Consider the following 18098-nt stretch of genomic DNA (forward strand, 5'->3'; position numbering starts at 1 on the left):
TGTATCGCGTCACTGTCTGCCAGGAGCTTCGCTCTTTCGACCCCTTTGAGAGATGAGCGAGCGCGGCGATCATGGCAGAGAATGAAGCGGATGGCGGCGCAGCCGCTGAGGGCGCGCAAGCCGCTCCGCCCAAGAACAAGTTCAAGCTGATGATCATGGCGGTGGGCCTGCTCGCCGTTCTCGGCGGCGGCGCCGCGACCTGGTTCTTCTTTTTCCGTCACGGCGACGACGAGCATCACGCCGAGGCGGCGCCTCCGCCGAAGCCGCCGTCTTTCGTCGAGGTTCCCGATATCATGGTCAACCTCGCCGGCGCGCCGGGCGAGCGCGTGCAATATCTGAAGCTCAAGATCGTGCTGGAGCTGAAGGAAGAGAAGCAGGTCGAGGCGATCAAGCCGACGATGCCGCGCATCACCGATATCTTCCAGACCTATGCGCGCGAGCTGCGCTCCTCCGACCTCAACGGTTCCGCCGGCATCTTCCGCCTCAAGGAAGAGCTGACCAAGCGCGTCAACGCCGCGGTCGCGCCGGTCCAGGTCAGCGCGGTGCTGTTCAAGGAAGTCGTGATCCAGTGAGCATGACGGGCTAGGGATCATGGCAGGCACCGACCAACCAGACCAGGATGCAATTGCCGCCCAATGGGAGGCCTCGCTCGATTCCGAGGATCCCGCCGAGGCCGCGAAGGCTGCTGCCGAAAACGAACTATCGGAGACCATGGCCCTGCAATGGGCGGCCATGGTCGAGGATGGCAGCCGCGATCTCGGCGCCGGCAAGAATTCCGGCGAACGGGTGCTGTCGCAGGAGGAGATCGACAACCTCCTGGGCTTCGCGGTCGGCGACGTCACGCTCGACGATCATTCCGGCATTCGCGCCATCATCGATTCGGCGATGGTTTCATACGAGCGTCTGCCGATGCTCGAAATCGTCTTCGACCGCCTGGTGCGATTGCTGACGACCTCCTTGCGCAATTTCACCTCCGACAACGTCGAAGTCTCGCTCGACCGCATCACCTCGGTGCGCTTCGGCGACTACATGAACTCGATCCCGCTGCCCGCCGTCCTCACCGTCTTCAAGGCCGAAGAGTGGGACAATTTCGGCATGGCCGTGGTCGATTCCAGCCTGATCTACTCGATGATCGACGTGCTGCTCGGCGGCCGCCGCGGCTCGAGCCAGCTGCGCATCGAGGGCCGGCCCTACACCACGATCGAGACTGAGCTTGTCAAGCGGCTCGTCGAAGTCGTCATGACCGATGCCGAACAGGCGTTCCGGCCGCTGTCGCCGGTGACCTTCACCATCGACCGGCTCGAGACCAACCCGCGTTTCGCCGCGATTAGCCGTCCTGCCAACGCCGCGATCCTGGTGCGCCTGCGCATCGACATGGAAGATCGCGGCGGCAACATCGAGCTCCTGCTGCCTTACGCGACCATCGAGCCGATCCGGGGCGTCCTGCTCCAGATGTTCATGGGCGAAAAGTTCGGCCGCGACCAGATCTGGGAAGGTCATTTCGCCACCGAGATCGTCCAGGCCGAGATCTCCGTCGACGCCGTGCTCTACGAAGCCGACATTCCGCTCAAGCAGTTGATGCGACTGAAGGTCGGTGACACGCTGCCGCTGGACATGCGCGCGGATGCCAACGTCACCGTTCGCTGCGGCGACGTCACCATCACCGAAGGACGCATGGGCCGGGTCGGCGACCGCGTCGCGATACGGGTGACGAAACCCTTGCGCAAGCCAAGTACGACACTTGCGATGTTCGAAAAGGTCGACGAGCAGAACAAGATGATGGAGGCCCCATGAACCACTCCCTAGGAATGGCGATCGAGACGCTGGTGGCTATCCTGCTGATGCTGACCATCGTCTACTGCGTCACGCTCAACAAGCGACTGACGCGGCTGAAGGCGGACGAGCATTCGCTGAAGGCGGTCATCGGCGAGCTGATCACCGCAACCGAGATCGCCGAGCGCGCGATCGGCGGGCTGAAGCTCGCCGTGCGAGACGTCAACGAGAACCTCGGCAGCCAGCTCGCGTCGGCGACCCAGATGTCCGAGCAGCTCTACAAGCAGCTCGGCGAAGCCGACAACGTGGTGCGGCGGCTGTCCAAGATCGCGATCGCCGCGCGCCCCGTCACGAACCCGGAAATGGTCGCCGCGCCCGCAGCCAAGCCCTCGTCGGCGAAGGCGGTGGCGGCTGCGGCCGAAGCCTTCTCCGAACGCCGACGATCCAACGGTCTTGCCGCATAAAGTCAGGGTATGAAGTCTTTTCGCAACATCCGCGTCATTCCGATCGTGCTGGTTGCCGTCGCTGGCCTCGCCACGCTGAAGGTCACGGGTCTTGTGATCAATGGCGGCTATGTCTTTGACTACAAGCCGAGCCCGACCAAGAAGTCCTGGGCGCAGGAGAATCTGAACTTCCCGGCGAGCCGCGAAGATCCCGATATCACCGGCTCGACCCATGGCGCGCCGAAGGAGGCGCCGAAGCCGGCCGCACCGGACACCAAGTCCGAAGGCGCGGCGGTCAAGGAGGAAGCCCAGCCGCAGATCTCCGCCTCGGAGCGCGCGATCCTGGAACGCCTGCAGTCGCGCCGTCAGGAGATCGAGGCCCGCCAGCGCGAGATCGACATCCGCGAGAGCCTGTTGAAATCCGCCGAGAAGCGCATCGAAAACAAGGTCGAGGAGATGAAGGCGGTAGAAACCCGTATCTCCGCGACGCAGGCCGAGCAGAAGGCCGCCGAAGCCCAGCGCATGAAGGGTCTCGTGACCATGTATGAGGGCATGAAGCCCAAGGACGCCGCGCGGGTCTTTGACCGGCTCGAAATGGGCGTGCTGATCGAGATCGCCTCGCAGATCGCGCCGCGAAAAATGTCGGACATCATGGGATTGATGTCGCCGGAGGCCGCCGAGCGGCTGACGGTCGAGATGGCCCGCCGGGCCAATGGCGGCGGCGATCAGTCCGCCTGGGCCGGCGAGCTGCCCAAGATCGACGGCAAGCCGACGCAAAAGCCGAATTGAGGGCTCATACTTAAGAAGTCCTTAATTGCCAAAATCTACAGTCTGGGGCAGGGGCCGGCACCAATGCCGGCGTAGACCGTCGAACCGGAAGAAATGCCGCCAATGGCGCGAGAGGCTGCCGCTGGATTTGTGTCGCGAGCCCGCGCCCTGGCGCGGCGACTGTCGCGTCATGTCCGCGCGGCGCCGCTGCTGGCAGCCGGCCTGCTGATCGGCTTCACGGCGCCTGTCCGGGCGGCCGATGCTGTCAGGGGCGAGGCGACTTTCTCGGCCGGCGGCGGCTTTGCCCGTCTCGTGATCAAGCTCGGAGAGGACGTCCCCTCCGAGGTGACGACGGCCGGCTCCATTCTCGTCATCCGCTTCGACCGGGCGGTCGACGTGCCCGTCGACCGCGTCCCGGAAGGCGCGCCCGACTACGTCAACTCCGCCCGCCGCGATCCCGACGGCGGCGCCATCCGGCTGTCGCTGGCGCGGCGCGTCACCGTCAACACCATGAATGCCGGCGAACGAACCTTCATCGACCTCTTGCCGGAGGGTTGGAAGGGGCCACCGCCGAGCCTGCCGATGGACGTGGTCAAGGAACTCGCCGAGCGTGCGCGCGTCGCCGAACGCGCGCTGCGCGCCCAGCGCGCCGCGGCGGAGAGCAAGAAGCGTCCACAGATCCGCGTACGCGCCTCGGTGCAGCCGACCTTCGTCCGCTTCGTGTTCGAGATGCCCGACGGCGTCGGTGTGTCCTCCGTGCTCAACGAGCAGAAGCTCACGCTCGCCTTCAACGCCAACCTCAATTTCGATCTGGCGGACGCGGTCGTCGCAGCGCCGCCGAACGTCGCGTCGATCAAGCAGAAGGCCGACATCGACCAGACCAGTGTCGAGATCGCGCTGATCGGCGATTCCGACGTGCATTCGTTCCGCGACGAGAAGAACTACGTCGTCGACATCTCCTTCCAGCCGGACAAGGGCAAGATGGCCAATTCGGCCGAGGCGGCGATCGCGCAGGCCAAGCCCGCCGCTCATGGACCTGCGCCTGCGCCTGAAAAGCCGGCGGTCGAGAAGCCGAAGGACGCGCATCGCGAGATCGCGCCGCCGACGTCCGAGACGATCGCGCGCGAAGCCAGGATCGACGTCAAGCCCGAGGTGAAGGTGGAAGCGCCCGCCGCCATGCCGCCCGCTGAAGCGCCGAAATCGCTGCCGGCTCCTGCGGTCGAAGCTGCGCACGCTGCGCAAGCGCCCAAGGAAGCGGTCAAGGAAGTTGCAAAGGCGGTCGCGCCAGTTGCAGAAATTGCGGTCGCGCCCGCCAAGCCGGTCATGGCCGAAGCGCCTCAAGAGGTCGTGAAGGAAGCTGCCAAGGAACCCGTCAAGGAGCCGCCCACGGAGGCCGTCAAGGCTGCTCCAGCAGAGGCGCTCGCAGCTCCGCAGCCGAGTGGTGCCAGCGTCGATGTCCGCCGCGACAGCGACGGCCTGCGCGTGACCTTCCCGCTTCAGGTCGCAACGCCTGCGGCGGCGTTCCGCCGTGGTGATACCGTCTGGCTGGTGTTCGATACGGCGAAGCCGATCGACGTCGAGGCGATCCGCACCAAAGGCGGTGCGATGATCGGGGAAGTCGGCCGGGTCCCGCTCGAGAAGGGACAGGCGGTGCGCATCCGTCTCACCCGGCCGCTGGTCTATTCGCTGACGAGCGAGGAGGTCGGCAAGCAGACCAACTGGCTCTTGACCCTCGCCGACAAGATCCAGGCGACGCCGCTGCCGCTGATGATCTCGCGCAACATCACCGACCCGGCGCTTGCCAACATCGCGATCCCCTTCGCCAATCCGGGGCTCCTGCACAAGCTCACCGATCCCGATGCCGGCGACACGCTCTATGTCATCACCGCACAGCGGCCGGTGCGCGGTTTCATCAAGCGGCAGGACCTCGTCGATCTCGCGCTGCTGGAATCCGCGCATGGCATCGCGATCCGGCCGAATTCCGACGAGGTCGGCGTCGAAGTCGGGGCCGACAAGGTCATCCTCGGCAAGAAGGGTGGGCTGACCCTGTCGCCGGTCGACATCTCGGCCGAGCGCGCGCCGACCGCGGTGCGGCCGGTCTTCAGCCCCGAAGGCTGGCGCAAGGGCCAGTCGGAAAATTTCATAGCGCGCCAGAACGAGCTGATCACGGCGATCTCCAACGTCGAACCGGCGATGCGTTCGCTGCCGCGGCTCGACCTCGCGCAATTCTACATGTCGCGCGCGATGTATCATGAGGCCAAGGCCGTCACCGAATTGATGCTGGCCGATCCTCTCAACAAGGAGGAGAGCGGTGCGCTGATCATGCATGCGATCGCGAGCATCCTGATCGGCCGGCCGGCACAGGGCCTGAAGGACCTCGCCAACCCCGTGATCGGCAACAGTCACGATTCCCAGCTCTGGAAGGCGCTTGCCTATGCGCGCCAGGGCAAATGGGCGGACGCACGCGAGAAGTTCAAGAACGTCGAGTTCGCCATCGCCTCGCTGCCGCTCGACATCCAGCGCATCGTGACGATGGAGGCGATGCGCGCTTCGCTCGAGGTGAAGGACTATGCCGGCGCCTCCAAGCGCCGCAGCGAGCTCGAGGTGGTCGGCGTCTCGCCCGAGGCCGCGCCCGGCTTTGCCGTGCTGCGCGGCCGGCTCGCCGAGGCGCTCGGCCACGACAAGGACGCGCTCGACGACTACAAGTTCGCGGTCGGCTCGTCGGACCGCCCGGCTGCGGCCGAGGCCAAGCAGCTCGAGGTCGCGCTGCGGCAGAAGCGCGACGAGATCGGCAAGGAAGACGCGCTGCGCGAGCTCGAAACGCTCTCGATGACCTGGCGCGGCGACTCGATCGAGGTCAAGACGCTCCAGATGCTGTCGCAGATGTTTGCCGAGAACGGGCGCTACCGGGACGCGCTCACCGCGGCGCGCACCGCGACAAAGCTGCAGCCGAACGCGGAAGCCTCGCGCCAGGCGCAGGACCTCGCCTCCGACCTATTCACGCAGATCTTCCTGGGGCCCAAGGGCGACGAGCTGCCGCCGATCGAAGCGCTGGGGATGTTCTACGAGTTCCGCGAGCTGACGCCGATCGGCCGCCGCGGCGACGAACTGATCCGACGCCTCTCCGACCGTCTCGCCTCGATCGATCTGCTCGACCAGGCCGCCGAGCTCCTGCAATACCAGGTGGACCACCGCCTTGAAGGCGCGGCGCGTGCACAAGTCGCCGCACGCCTGTCCATGATCTATCTCGCCAACCGCAGACCCGACATGGCGATCACGGCGTTGCGCGCGAGCCGTATCAGCGACCTCTCGGGCGAACTCAGGCAGCAACGGCTGCTGCTGGAGGCGCGTGCGCAAAGCGACGTCGGCCGCCACGATCTCGCGCTCGACATCGTCTCCAACGTTACAGGACGCGAGGTGCTGCGGCTACGCTCGGACATCTTCTGGGCGGCGCGGCGCTGGCGTGAATCGGCCGAGCAGATCGAGCTTTATTACGGCGAGCGTTTCCGCGACTTCAAGCCGCTCAACGCGGTGGAGAAAAGCGACATCATCCGCGCGGCCGTCGGTTATGCGCTCGCCGACGACTCGATCGGCATGTCGCGCTTCCGCGAGAAATATGCGCCCCTGATGAGCGAGAGCGCCGATCGGCTCGCGTTCGACATCGCGAGCAAACCGACCGGCGCCTCCAGCGCCGAATTTGCCGATATCGCCAAGCTGGCTGCCAGCGTCGACACGCTCGATGGCTTCCTGCGCGAGATGAAGCAGCGCTTCCCCGATGCCACCGCCCGCGCGCCGGCCTCGCCGCAGGCCAAGGACGAATCTGATCACACCGGCTCGCTGCCCACGATTCCCGTCGTGCGGCAGATCAAGATGACGCGGTAGGATCGCTGCTCCTTCTGGGCCTCGCGAGAGGTGTCCGTGAGCAAGCTCCTCGAAGTGACGGGCAGGGGCCGAAGACGATCGCCCAGGAGCGCGTACTCATCAACCTGATCAGCCCGCGTGGAGAAACAGCGAAGCAGCTAAGGCCAGCAAGCGACGTTAACGGGCTTAATGGAGCTTTACCCGCACCTGATAAATTGCCGAGCCCAAAGTCGACGCAAGCACAAGCACAAGACCAAGCCCGATCATAGGGTTCCTTGCGATCGCCGCCGCAAGCGATACGCCCAGCGCAGCGGCCAACATCTGCCAGAAACCCAACAGGGCCGAGGCAGCACCGGCGCGATCGCCGAACGGCGAAAGAGCTTGCGCGCTGCAGAGCGGATTGACCATGCCCATGCCTAGCAGGAATACGCATGCGCCGACAAGAAATGGCAGAAAGCGCCCGTCGAAAAGAGCGAATAGCAACACCATGCCGCCACCGACACAGGCCAGCGCGAGGCCGATGCAAATCGATCGGTCGAGACCAAGGTGCGGAACGATTTTTGTAGCGATAATGCCAGCGCTAAAGACGATCATGACAGTGCCTGCGAAGAACAGGCCGAGTTGCATGGGCGTGAAGTCGAGGCCTTCTATCAAGACACGCGGCAACGCCGAAAACATTGCAAACAGCGCACCTAAGATGAGGCTAACAGTTGCGGCAGGAACCACGAAACGGCGGTCAGTCGATAGCGACCAGTAATTCTTGGCGATCGTCGAGAAATCGAACTCGGCGCGTGGCGCGTGGTGCGTTTCTCCGAAAGCCGCAAGAAATGCCGAAGCGGCGACGACAGCGAAGATTCCGACGAACACAAATGCTGAACGCCAGCCAAAAAAATGATCCAGCGCGCCACCGACCAGTGGCGAGAATCCGGGCGCTGCTGCCATCGCAACCATAACAAAGGTGAGCACGCGCGCTAGCTTTTCGCCCTGAAAAAGATCTCTTGCGATAGCTCGCGAAAGGACAGACGTGGCACATGCGCCACCGGCCTGCACAACGCGACCAATCAATAGTGCCGCCAAATCATTGGCTAACGCGCACCATATGCTACCTGCGAAAAATACAGCAAATCCGATCATCACGGGTACGCGCCGGCCGAAACGATCCGACAACGGACCGACAACAAGTTGTCCGACCGCGAACATGGCGAGGAATATGGTGATAGCTGACGTTACCTGAGCGCTGGAGACGCCTACCGCGACGGCGATACTCGGTAGCGAAGGCAACAGAATGTTGGTGGCCAACGTGCCACTCGCAGACAACGCAGCAAGAACGGCGACCTGAAGACCAAGCGGCACGTCTCGAGCGAGCGGACGGTCTTCGACGTTGCTGGTCATAAGCCGCTTCGGATCAATGAATGATAACCATCATATCAACGACCCATTGAATGCGCAACCTGAGCATATTCCGGTATGTCACGAACCGCCGAACGCGCTCACGGTCCGCCTTGCGCTGGTAAGCTCAAGTGCACGCCTACAAGCCTTGGGTCACAGAGGATGGGGGCGGTGGCCGGTCCCCGGGCCCGCTAGCCCCCGTAACTCTGCACCAGGCTCCCTGCCACCAGCGACCAGCCGTCGACGAGCACGAAGAAGATCAGCTTGAACGGCAGCGAGATGGTTGCCGGCGGCAGCATCATCATGCCCATCGACATCAGCACGGAGGCGACGACGAGATCGATGATCAGGAACGGAAGGAAGAGCAGAAAGCCGATCTCGAAGGCGCGCTTCAGCTCCGAGATCATGAAGGCGGGGACAAGGATGCGTAAGCCGAGGTCGTCGGGAGTGGCGGGCGGCGGCTCGCCGGAGAGATCCAGGAACAGCTTGAGGTCCTTCTCGCGCACGTTCTTCTGCATGAAGCCGCGCAGGGGGACGGAGGCGCGCTGAAGCGCGTCCTCGACGCCGAGCTGATTGGCGACCAGCGGACGGATGCCTTCGTCGTAGGATTTTTGCAGGACGGGTCCCATCACGAAGAAGGTGAGGAACATCGCCAACGCGATGATCACCGAGTTCGGCGGGGCGGTCGCGGTGCCCATCGCGGTGCGCAGCAGCGACAGCACGACCACGATGCGCGTGAACGACGTCATCATGATCAGGATCGACGGGGCGATCGACAGCACCGTCAGCAGCGCGATCAGCTGGATCGCACGCTCGGTGACGCCGCCGCCGCCAGCGCCTCCGCCGCCGAGATTGATGCTGATGTCCTGCGCATGCGCCGGCATCGCGAGCGAAGCCGCGCCGATCAGGACAGAAAGAAGAAAAACTCTACGCGGGAGGGCCGGCAGCCTCACGAAGACGGCTTCGGACGGCCGAGCAACGAGGCCATCTCGTCTTCGAGATTTTCAAAGCTGGTCTTTTCCGGGGCCGGCTTTGCGGCAGGGGCCGGTGGTGCCGGCGGCTCGCTGCGGGCCACACGCGGGGGAGCGGCCGGGGGCTCCGGGGCGACCGGAGGGGCAAGCGTCTCGCCGGCGGGGCGGCGCAGCGCAGCTTCGAGCCGCTGCGCCATCTCGGCGAGATTCTGCTCGGCGCTCGATGGCGCCGCGGGAGCGGGCGCCGGCGGCGGAACGGGCGGAGCCTGCGGCACAGGCGGAGGAGGCGCGGCGACGCGCTCGGCGCGCACCGGAGGCGCCTTCACCGGCTCGCTCTGGCGCGGCGGACGCGGCATCAGAGGGGGTTCGTTGCGCGCAACGCGCGGCGGAACAGGTTCGGGACGCAGTTCGCGCTCGGGGCGCGGCGCGATCGGCTCGGAGGTGAAGCCGCCCAATGGCGGCTCGTTGCGGCGTTCGGCCATCGCGGGAGTCGGCCGGCGCACTTCGTCGGCGAAGGAGGGGCGCGTGGGCCGCGGTGGCGGCTCGGGCATGTGCGGCTCGGGATGATCGAGCAGCTCGGGCCGCGGTGCTTCGTCGGCCCAGCTGCTGGTATCATGCATCGGCGCAAGACGCGGCGGCTCGGCGGCATTGGGACGCTGCGGGAGCTGGTCGCGGCCGGGCGCCGCGCGCACGATGTTGGGTTCGACGACGATGTCGGTGGGGCCGCCGATCATCAGCAGATGCTCGACATTGTCGCGCCGGACCAGCACCAGGCGGCGGCGGCCGTCGACCGCGGCGGCATCGATCACGGCGAGCCGGGGCATCCGGCCGCGCTGGGTGTTGGCGCCGAGCCGGCTGGTGGCGAATCGGCGAACCAGCCATGCAGCGACGCCGATCAACGCCAGAACGACGATGAACGCGACGATGAAGGTGATAGGGCTGCCTTGCATACTTGTCCCCGACAAATGGCGCTCGTCTCGGGCCCGTGGTCAGATGCGCCAACCACCGGCTTACGTTGCCCCAAACTGCGATTTCTTAACGTCCCACGGCAAGTTTTGCCGTCCCCAACTCTTAATAACCCATGAATCGCTCGATCCAAAACGACTTCTTGGCCTGTGCACGCGCCGCCAAACGGTTGGGTTAATGCCGCTTTTGGAGGCGTAGAATCACGGGGCGCGCGCATCCATGTCCCGGCGGGGGACAACTGCCTGCGACCTCCTTAACCAGCTGTTAACCATACAGGCGGCAAATTCTGCCTAGCTTCGGATCTGGTCCGAGGGGCGGAAGGAGCCGCAACGATGTCCATCAACGATCTTCCGGTGCTCTCGGCGCTTCGCACCAAGATGCAATGGCACCAGGAGCGCCAGCGCGTCCTGTCCGAGAACGTCTCCAATTCCGATACGCCCAAATTCCGGCCGCGCGACCTGGTCGAGCCAAAACTGGACAAGGCTGGCGCCGTCACGGGTTCGATGGGCCCCTTGGCGCTTACCCGCACCAGCGGTTCCCACATGGCGCCCTCAGGCGCGGCCTCCGGATTCGACCAGAACAAGAATGCGGGTTTTGAGACCCGCCCCGCCGGCAACGCCGTCAATCTCGAAGAGGAGATGATGAAGGCCGCCAGCAACCAGATGGATTATGCGGCGGCGACCTCGCTCTATTCGAAGAGCCTGCACCTGCTCAAGACCGCGATCGGCAAAGGCTAGGGCTGGAGATAGATCATGGCGAATGACAGCAGCGACTTTGCCCGTTCGATGGCGATCGCGACCTCCGGTCTGCGGGCGCAGGCCGGGCGCATGCGGGTGATCTCGGAAAACATCGCGAATGCGGATTCGACGTCGCAGAGCGCCGGCGGCGATCCTTACCGGCGCAAGGTGCCGACCTTCTCCTCCGCGCTCGACCGCACGCTCGACGCGCAGGTCGTCACCCTCGGCAGGATCAAGCCCGACCAGTCCAATTTCCGCACCAAATACGAGCCGAACAATCCGGCAGCGGATGCGACCGGCAACGTCAAATATCCCAACGTGAACTCGGTGGTCGAGATGACCGACATGCGCGACGCGCAGCGGTCGTACGAGGCCAATCTCAACATCATCAGCGCGACGCGCCGGATGATCCAGCGCACCCTCGACATCCTCAAGAGCTGAACAGGACATTTGAACCATGGCAACACCGACAATTGCCGCCAACGCCTATGCAAACCTTGCCCGCGTGCTGGAGAACAGCGGTGCCGGCAAGGGCAGCGAGCCGAGCGGGCAGTCCTTCGCCTCTCTTCTGAAAGACACTGTCGGCAGCGTCCTGGAGTCCGGCCGCAAATCCGATGCGCAGACGGTGGCGATGGCCGCCGGCAAGGCCAACGTGATGGACGTGGTGACGGCGGTCGCAGACACCGACGTCGCCGTGTCCACGCTGGTCTCGGTCCGCGACCGCGTGATCGCTGCCTATGAAGACATCATGAAGATGCCGATCTGATTTTTGGCGCTCGCGCCTGCCCCAACCGTCATTGCGAGCGCAGCGAAGCAATCCAGAATCTTTCCGCGGTGGCAATCTGGATTGCTTCGCTACGCTCGCAATGACGGGGGATAGGCCTTCGCATCGCTCGCAAGAGCGGTGGGAGGCGAGGAATAAGACAAAGGAACTGCGAAATGACCGGACCGGAAACCCTCGACGTCGCGCGTGATGCGATCTGGACCATCGTGATCGTGTCGTCGCCCCTGATGGTGGTCGGCCTCGTGGTCGGCGTCGTCGTGTCGCTGTTCCAGGCGCTGACGCAGATCCAGGAGCAGACGCTGATCTACGTGCCGAAGATCCTGGCGATCTTTGCCACAATGCTGTTGGCCTTGCCGTTCATGGCCGACGCGCTGCATTCCCACATGCTGCGGATATCGTCGCGAATCATCGGCGGCTGAGGCACTATGCGCCCGTCATGCGCATCGACGTCTCGCTGCTGCCGGCGCTTGCCGCCTCCTTCATGCTCGCCTTTGCCCGGGTCGGCGCGATGGTGATGCTGTTGCCGGGCCTGGGCGAGACCAATATCCCGACACGGATCAAACTGTCGATCGCGCTGCTGCTCACGCTGATCATCCTGCCGCTGCATCGCAACGCCTATCAGGTCGACATGGGCTCGATCGCGCCGCTGCTGGTCCTGATGCTGCATGAGATCGTGATCGGCATCGTGCTGGGAGCGACCGCGCGGGTGACGTTGTCGGCGCTGCAGGTTGCCGGTTCCGTGATCGCGCAGCAGATGGGGCTCGGCTTCGTCACCTCGGTCGATCCGACGCAGGGACAGCAGGGCGTGCTGGTCGGCAACTTCCTGACGATACTGGGGGTCACGCTGCTGTTCGCCACCGACAGTCATCATCTGGTGATCGCGGCACTGAACGACAGCTATACGATCTTCGCGCCGGGCGAGACCGTGTCGAGCGCCGATGTCGCCGCGCTGGCGACGCGCGCCTTTGCCGCAGCGTTCCGCCTGGGCTTGCAACTTTCCGGCCCGTTCCTGGTGTTCGGCCTCGTCTTCAACATCGGGCTCGGTGTGCTGGCGCGGCTGATGCCGCAGATGCAGGTCTATTTCGTCGGCGTGCCGCTCTCGATCTTCGCCGGCTTCCTGGTGCTCGCCGTGGTGCTCACGGCGATGATGGGCACCTATCTCGACTATTTCATCGGTGTCATGCACCAGATGATGCCACTCAAGTGACCGGGTGATCGATGGCGGAAGACAACGATCCAGAGAGTCAAACAGAAGACCCGACGCAAAAACGTCTCGAAGAGGCGCTCGAACGCGGTGACGTCGCCAAGAGCCAGGAGATCAACACCTGGTTCATGATCGCGGGCGCCACGCTCGTGGTCTCAAGCTTCTCGGGATCGGTCGGCAGCGGGCTGTTGGCGTCGATGCGCAACCTGCTCGCCAATTCCTGGATGATCAAGACCGACGGCAGGGCTCTGCTCGCCCTGATGCAGCAGATCGAAGTCGCGGTGCTCGCGGCGGTGGGCGTGCCGCTGCTGATGCTGGTACTCGCGGCAATTGCCGGCAACGTGCTGCAGCACCGCCTGGTCTGGTCGGCTGAATCCCTCAAGCCCAAGTTCAGCAAGCTGTCGCCTGCCGAAGGCCTCAAGCGCATCTTCGGCAAGCAAGCGGCGGCGAACTTCCTCAAGGGTCTCGGCAAGCTGATCGTGCTCGGCGCGGTCATGACCGTGATCCTGTGGCCGGAGCGGCATCGCATGGAGGCGATGGTCAGGCTCGATCCGGCCGCCCTGCTCGGCGCCTCCACCAGCCTGACCATTCATCTGCTCGCCGCGGTGGTCGCAGCGCTCGCCATCATCGCCATCGGCGACTATTTCTTCCAGTATCGCAGCTGGTTCCAGCGGCAGAAGATGTCGCTCCAGGAGATCAAGGAAGAGTACAAGCAGTCCGAAGGCGACCCGCACATCAAGGGCAAGCTGAGGCAGTTGCGCCAGCAGCGCTCCAAGAAGCGCATGATGGCGGCGGTTCCCAAGGCCTCCGTGATCATCACCAACCCGACCCACTATTCGATCGCGCTGTCCTACGAGCGCGGCATGTCGGCGCCGATCTGCGTCGCCAAGGGCGTCGACAACCTCGCTTTCAAGATCCGGGAGATCGCGCGCGAGCACGATATCCCGATCGTCGAGAACGTGCCGCTCGCCCGCGCGCTCTACGCCACCGTCGAGATCGACGAGGAAATCCCGACCGAGCACTACCATGCGGTCGCCGAAGTCATCGGCTACGTCATGCGTCTGAAGAGCGGATTCGGTGCCGGCCGGCAATAAAACCCCTGAAAAGTACTGGAAATGGCCGTAATCTGGGAATCCGCGTACCTTTCGCCCCTGCTGCCCTTGCGCCTGCGGGTCCGATTCAGGCAGGGAGGACCCTGCGCGCCCTGTAGCGCGTTGATTCTCTGCCGACAGGCTGTGCCAGCTTGAGATGACTGCCGAGACCGACCACGACCTCACACGCGAGCCCGTTGCGGCGCAAGAGCCGTCGCCGCGCTCGGGCAGCATTGCCCTGGTGTTGCTGGTGGCCGCCGGGCTCGTCGCCGTTGCCGTCGGCTTGATGACGCTCGGGCGCGCGCAAGCCCAGCCCTATATTCTCGGCATCCTCGCCGTGCTGGCGATGGTCGGCCTGTTCAACCTGTTCGCCTTTGCCGCCGGCATCATCCGCTTCGTCGATCGCAATCTCGACGATCCCGTGATGGGGCGTATCGCCGACCACGCCTTCGACGGCCTCGCCGTGACCGACCCGCGCGGCCATGTGGTCTATTCCAATGCGGCCTATCTGACGCTGACCGGCGCCGCCGGCCCGCAGGACGTGCGCCCCGTGGAGCGCGTCTTCATCGGCAACCCCGACGTCTCCGAAGCGGTGTTCCGCCTGTTGAAAGCCGCGCGCGAAGGCAAGCGGCAGCAGGAAGAGGTGCGCATCTCCGGCCATGACGGAAGCCAGGGCCGCTGGCTGCGTATGCGGGTGCGGCCCCTCGGCACCGGCAAGCGCGAGACGAGATATGCGGTGTGGTCGATCGCCGACATCACCCGCGATCGCGAGCGCCAGGAAGACGTGTTCCAGGAACTCCAGCACGCGATCGAATATCTCGATCACGCGCCCTGTGGTTTCTTCTCGGTCAATCCAGCCGGCGAGCTCGCTTACGTCAACGCGACGCTGGCGAACTGGCTCGACTACGACCTTGCCGAGATCGGCTCGGGCGGGCTGAAGCTCACCGACATCGTCTCCGGCGACGGCGCTTCGCTTCTGACCGCGATCGTGGCGGTCCCGGGCGAGGTCAAGACGGAAGTCTTCGACATCGACCTGCGCATGCGTACCGGCAAGACCATGCCGGTACGGCTCTATCACAAGCTCGCCTTCGGCGCCGACGGTGCGCCAGGCCCGTCGCGCACGCTGGTGATCAGCCGCGCCCGCGACGAGCGCAGCGATCCGGACCGCGCCGCCGAAGTGCGCTTCATGCGCTTCTTCGACCATACGCCGATGGCGATCGCCACCGTCGACCGCGGGGGCAACGTCGTGCGCGCCAATGCGCGCTACGCCAAGCTCGGGCAGGCGCTGGGGCTCGACAGCGCCAGCAAGTCGATCTTCCGCGCGGTCAATTCGCGCGACCGTCATTTGCTGATCGCGGCCATCAACCAGGCCGCCGAGAATCAGGCCGACATCGCGCCGGTCGAGGTCGCGCTGGAAGGAACCAAGGAGCGCTGGGGCCAGTTCTTCGTCACGCCGGTCGACGGGGGTGAGAACGACGCGGAAGCCGCCATCGTGCACATGCTCGAGACCACCGAGCGGCGCGCGCTGGAGAACCAGATCAACCAGTCGCAGAAGATGGAGACCGTCGGCCAGCTCGCCGGCGGCATCGCCCACGACTTCAACAACGTGCTCTCCGCCATCATGATGGCGAACGACTTCCTGCTGAACGCGCACAAGCCGACCGACCCGTCGTTCCAGGACATCATGCAGATCAAGCAGAACGCGACGCGGGCCGCGACGCTGGTGCGGCAGTTGCTGGCGTTCTCGCGGCGGCAGACGCTGCGGCCGCAGGTGCTCGACCTCGGCGATGCGCTCTCCGACCTCGCCATGCTGCTGCGCCGCCTGATCGGCGAGAAGGTCAAGCACGAGACCATCCACGGCCGCGATCTCTGGCCGGTCAAGGTCGACGTCTCCCAGTTCGAGCAGGTCATCGTCAATCTCGCGGTCAACGCGCGCGATGCCATGCCCGACGGCGGCAAGCTGATCATCCGGACCGCCAACGTCACCGCCGAGGAGGCGGCCAGGCTGGCCTACAAGGGCATGCCGGCAGCGGACTACGTGCGGATCGAGGTCGCCGACACCGGTACCGGCATCCCCGCCGATATCCGCGACAAGATCTTCGAACCGTTCTTCTCGACCAAGGAAGTCGGCAAGGGCACCGGTCTCGGGCTCTCCACCGTCTACGGCATCGTCAAGCAGACCGGTGGCTTCATTTACGTGGACTCCGAGCCGGGGCAGGGCACCTCGTTCCAGATCTTCCTGCCGCGCCATCATGCCGAGCCGGAGGTGCAGGTCGAGCAGCCGGCGCCGGTCGTTGGCGCCAGCAATGGTGCCGCGAAGGAAGCCGGGTCCACGGCGGACGCCAAGCCCCGCACCGATCTCACCGGACAGGGCACTATCCTGCTGGTCGAGGACGAAGAGGGCCTGCGCGCGCTCAACGCACGCGGTCTGCGCTCGCGCGGCTACACCGTGGTCGAGGCCGAGAATGGCGTCGAGGCGCTGGAGGTGCTGGAAGAGCAGAGCGGCGGAATCGATCTCGTCGTGTCCGATGTCGTGATGCCGGAGATGGACGGCCCGACGCTGCTCAAGGCGATGCGCGAGAAGAACCCCGACATCAAGTTCATCTTCGTCTCCGGCTACGCGGAAGACGCCTTCGAGAAGAGCCTGCCCGAAGGCCAGCAGTTCGACTTCCTGCCCAAGCCGTTCACGCTGAGCCAGCTCGTGGCGGCCGTGAAGGAGACGATGGCGAAGGCGGGGTGAGGGCGCGGGCTCCACGTTCTCCGTCATTGCGAGGAGCGAAGCGACGAAGCAATCCAGTTGCCTCCGCGGAAACAGCCTGGATTGCTTCGCTTCGCTCGCAATGACGGGAAAAAAGCTCTCAACAGCCACCGGTAGCCCGCGACCGCGGCTCCTTGGCTCACCCGGCCAAGCTGCCGCCAAATATGGGCTTTTGCCACATCCCCGCGACTGAGGGCCGCAGCCATAAGTTCCGATAGTGGCTTCCTTTTTACGGAAGGCTGCCCATCTTAGGGGCACGTCCCCATGCCGGGGATCTGGGAAACCAACATGAATTTCTCGCAACGCTCCCGCAGCATCTTCAAGACGATTGCCGTCGTGCTGGCGCTTGCGCTGCCGACTGCGCTGGCGATCTCGTCCGCCGACGCGCGCGTCGGTGGCGGCATGTCGTCGGGTTCGCGCGGTTCGCGCACCTATTCGGCCCCGCCGTCGACCACGACCGCGCCGGGCTCGACCTCGCAGTTCAATCGGACCTATACCCAGCCGGGCGCAGGCATGAATTCGGCTGCCGCCGCACCCGCGCGCGGCGGCCTGTTCGGCCGGGCCGGCGGCTTCATGGGCGGCCTTGCGGCCGGCTTCCTCGGCGCAGGTCTGCTCGGCATGCTGTTCGGCGGTGGCCTGTTCGGCGGGCTCGGCGGCCTATCGTCGATCATCGGTCTGATCATCCAGATCGTGCTCGTGGTGCTCGTGGTTCGGCTGGCGATGTCCTGGTGGCAGCGCCGCCACACCCCGCAGGCGGCCTATGCCAACGCTGACGCCGGTGCCGGTCCGGGACCGCAGGCGAACAATCGTAGTGGTCTTGGTGGCGGTCTTGGCGGTGGCTTCGGATTCGGCGCCAACAACGCACCGCTCGAGATCAAGCCGGACGACTATGAAGCGTTCGAGCGCCTGCTCGGCGACGTCCAGTCCGCCTGGTCCAACGAGGACGTGGCCAAGCTGCACACGCTGGCTACGCCGGAAATGGTCTCCTATTTCGAGCAGGACCTCGGCCAGAACCGCGCCCGCAACGTCGTCAACAAGGTCAGCGGCGTGAAGCTGTTGCAGGGCGATCTCGCGGAATCCTGGCGCGAAGGCGAGACCGATTACGCGACTGTGGCGCTGCGCTTCGCGCTCACCGACAAGACGCTCGACCGCAACACCGGCGCAATTGTCGCCGGCAGCGAGCAGCCGGGCGAGGCCACCGAAGTCTGGACCTTTGCCCGACGTCCGGGCGGCGCCTGGGAATTGTCGGCGATCCAGCAGACCAACTGATCTGATCGCGCGTATCGCGACAAACAAGGGCGTCGTGCTTCGGCACGGCGCCCTTTTTGTTTGAGCGGCAGGTTTCCGGTCAGG

General features: G+C 65.0%; 16 protein-coding genes. 13 read left to right on the forward strand and 3 right to left on the reverse strand.

Annotation, left to right across the window (positions count from 1 at the left end; all coding sequences use genetic code 11):
* Positions 1-71 precede the first annotated feature (71 nt).
* From fliL to ACVIN2_RS35395, 5 genes are all read left to right on the forward strand, one after another.
* Positions 72-572, forward strand: a complete 501-nt coding sequence (gene fliL, locus ACVIN2_RS35375) for a flagellar basal body-associated protein FliL (RefSeq protein WP_456769150.1) — start codon at positions 72-74, stop codon at positions 570-572.
* A 19-nt stretch (positions 573-591) separates the two neighbouring features.
* Positions 592-1794, forward strand: a complete 1203-nt coding sequence (fliM, locus tag ACVIN2_RS35380; protein WP_007602134.1) for a flagellar motor switch protein FliM — start codon at positions 592-594, stop codon at positions 1792-1794.
* A complete protein-coding gene (locus tag ACVIN2_RS35385) occupies positions 1791-2237 on the forward strand; it encodes a DUF6468 domain-containing protein (RefSeq protein ID WP_106944397.1) in 447 nt (148 codons plus the stop codon). Before fliM ends, ACVIN2_RS35385 begins: the two co-directional genes overlap by 4 nt.
* 9 nt (positions 2238-2246) lie before the next feature.
* Entirely contained in the window at positions 2247-3005 is a 759-nt protein-coding gene (locus ACVIN2_RS35390; protein WP_456769151.1) for a MotE family protein, read from the forward strand.
* 102 nt (positions 3006-3107) lie between these two features.
* Positions 3108-6866 (forward strand): tetratricopeptide repeat protein, encoded by a 3759-nt coding sequence (locus tag ACVIN2_RS35395; RefSeq protein ID WP_456769152.1) that lies wholly within the window; start codon positions 3108-3110, stop codon positions 6864-6866.
* 165 nt (positions 6867-7031) lie between these two features.
* Here ACVIN2_RS35395 and ACVIN2_RS35400 read toward each other — a convergent pair whose 3' ends face one another.
* The 3 genes from ACVIN2_RS35400 to ACVIN2_RS35410 form a co-directional block, all read right to left on the reverse strand.
* Positions 7032-8237, reverse strand: a complete 1206-nt coding sequence (locus tag ACVIN2_RS35400) for a multidrug effflux MFS transporter (protein ID WP_456769153.1) — start codon at positions 8235-8237, stop codon at positions 7032-7034.
* A 188-nt stretch (positions 8238-8425) separates the two neighbouring features.
* A complete protein-coding gene (fliP, locus tag ACVIN2_RS35405; RefSeq protein ID WP_026233171.1) occupies positions 8426-9187 on the reverse strand; it encodes a flagellar type III secretion system pore protein FliP in 762 nt (253 codons plus the stop codon).
* The gene (locus ACVIN2_RS35410) at positions 9184-10155 is read right to left on the reverse strand and encodes a flagellar biosynthetic protein FliO (protein ID WP_456769154.1); all 972 of its coding nucleotides are present in this window, start codon (positions 10153-10155) and stop codon (positions 9184-9186) included. Before ACVIN2_RS35410 ends, fliP begins: the two co-directional genes overlap by 4 nt.
* A 348-nt stretch (positions 10156-10503) precedes the next feature.
* Here ACVIN2_RS35410 and flgB point away from each other — a divergent pair, with 348 nt between their 5' ends.
* The 8 genes from flgB (at position 10504) to ACVIN2_RS35450 (ending at position 18014) form a co-directional block, all read left to right on the forward strand.
* Entirely contained in the window at positions 10504-10908 is a 405-nt protein-coding gene (gene flgB / locus ACVIN2_RS35415) for a flagellar basal body rod protein FlgB (RefSeq protein ID WP_027518914.1), read from the forward strand.
* 15 nt (positions 10909-10923) lie between these two features.
* On the forward strand, positions 10924-11349 hold the full coding sequence (gene flgC / locus ACVIN2_RS35420) for a flagellar basal body rod protein FlgC (RefSeq protein ID WP_027567607.1): 426 nt from the start codon (positions 10924-10926) through the stop codon (positions 11347-11349).
* Between the two features lie 16 nt (positions 11350-11365).
* A complete protein-coding gene (gene fliE / locus ACVIN2_RS35425; protein ID WP_007612285.1) occupies positions 11366-11674 on the forward strand; it encodes a flagellar hook-basal body complex protein FliE in 309 nt (102 codons plus the stop codon).
* A gap of 173 nt (positions 11675-11847) precedes the next feature.
* Complete coding sequence (fliQ, locus tag ACVIN2_RS35430) at positions 11848-12111, forward strand: flagellar biosynthesis protein FliQ (protein WP_007612284.1); 264 nt, start codon at positions 11848-11850, stop codon at positions 12109-12111.
* Between the two features lie 17 nt (positions 12112-12128).
* The gene (fliR, locus tag ACVIN2_RS35435) at positions 12129-12899 is read left to right on the forward strand and encodes a flagellar biosynthetic protein FliR (RefSeq protein WP_456769155.1); all 771 of its coding nucleotides are present in this window, start codon (positions 12129-12131) and stop codon (positions 12897-12899) included.
* 11 nt (positions 12900-12910) lie between these two features.
* Positions 12911-13990, forward strand: coding sequence for a flagellar biosynthesis protein FlhB (gene flhB / locus ACVIN2_RS35440; protein WP_456769156.1), 1080 nt, complete (start codon positions 12911-12913; stop codon positions 13988-13990).
* Between the two features lie 154 nt (positions 13991-14144).
* Positions 14145-16727, forward strand: coding sequence for a cell cycle histidine kinase CckA (cckA, locus tag ACVIN2_RS35445; RefSeq protein WP_456769157.1), 2583 nt, complete (start codon positions 14145-14147; stop codon positions 16725-16727).
* A 282-nt stretch (positions 16728-17009) separates the two neighbouring features.
* A complete protein-coding gene (locus ACVIN2_RS35450) occupies positions 17010-18014 on the forward strand; it encodes a Tim44 domain-containing protein (protein ID WP_456769158.1) in 1005 nt (334 codons plus the stop codon).
* Positions 18015-18098: the final 84 nt, after the last annotated feature.

The sequence above is a fragment of the Bradyrhizobium sp. USDA 3650 genome (assembly GCF_054057395.1).

What these genes read in the sequence shown, in the direction of transcription:
- fliL (WP_456769150.1), top strand. Translation starts at nt 72, where the DNA reads ATGGCAGAGAATGAAGCGGATGGCGGCGCAGCCGCTGAGGGCGCGCAA.
- fliM (WP_007602134.1), top strand. Translation starts at nt 592, where the DNA reads ATGGCAGGCACCGACCAACCAGACCAGGATGCAATTGCCGCCCAATGG.
- ACVIN2_RS35385 (WP_106944397.1), top strand. Translation starts at nt 1,791, where the DNA reads ATGAACCACTCCCTAGGAATGGCGATCGAGACGCTGGTGGCTATCCTG.
- ACVIN2_RS35390 (WP_456769151.1), top strand. Translation starts at nt 2,247, where the DNA reads ATGAAGTCTTTTCGCAACATCCGCGTCATTCCGATCGTGCTGGTTGCC.
- ACVIN2_RS35395 (WP_456769152.1), top strand. Translation starts at nt 3,108, where the DNA reads ATGGCGCGAGAGGCTGCCGCTGGATTTGTGTCGCGAGCCCGCGCCCTG.
- ACVIN2_RS35400 (WP_456769153.1), bottom strand. Translation starts at nt 8,237, where the DNA reads ATGACCAGCAACGTCGAAGACCGTCCGCTCGCTCGAGACGTGCCGCTT.
- ACVIN2_RS35410 (WP_456769154.1), bottom strand. Translation starts at nt 10,155, where the DNA reads ATGCAAGGCAGCCCTATCACCTTCATCGTCGCGTTCATCGTCGTTCTG.
- flgB (WP_027518914.1), top strand. Translation starts at nt 10,504, where the DNA reads ATGTCCATCAACGATCTTCCGGTGCTCTCGGCGCTTCGCACCAAGATG.
- flgC (WP_027567607.1), top strand. Translation starts at nt 10,924, where the DNA reads ATGGCGAATGACAGCAGCGACTTTGCCCGTTCGATGGCGATCGCGACC.
- fliE (WP_007612285.1), top strand. Translation starts at nt 11,366, where the DNA reads ATGGCAACACCGACAATTGCCGCCAACGCCTATGCAAACCTTGCCCGC.
- fliQ (WP_007612284.1), top strand. Translation starts at nt 11,848, where the DNA reads ATGACCGGACCGGAAACCCTCGACGTCGCGCGTGATGCGATCTGGACC.
- fliR (WP_456769155.1), top strand. Translation starts at nt 12,129, where the DNA reads ATGCGCATCGACGTCTCGCTGCTGCCGGCGCTTGCCGCCTCCTTCATG.
- flhB (WP_456769156.1), top strand. Translation starts at nt 12,911, where the DNA reads ATGGCGGAAGACAACGATCCAGAGAGTCAAACAGAAGACCCGACGCAA.
- cckA (WP_456769157.1), top strand. Translation starts at nt 14,145, where the DNA reads ATGACTGCCGAGACCGACCACGACCTCACACGCGAGCCCGTTGCGGCG.
- ACVIN2_RS35450 (WP_456769158.1), top strand. Translation starts at nt 17,010, where the DNA reads ATGCCGGGGATCTGGGAAACCAACATGAATTTCTCGCAACGCTCCCGC.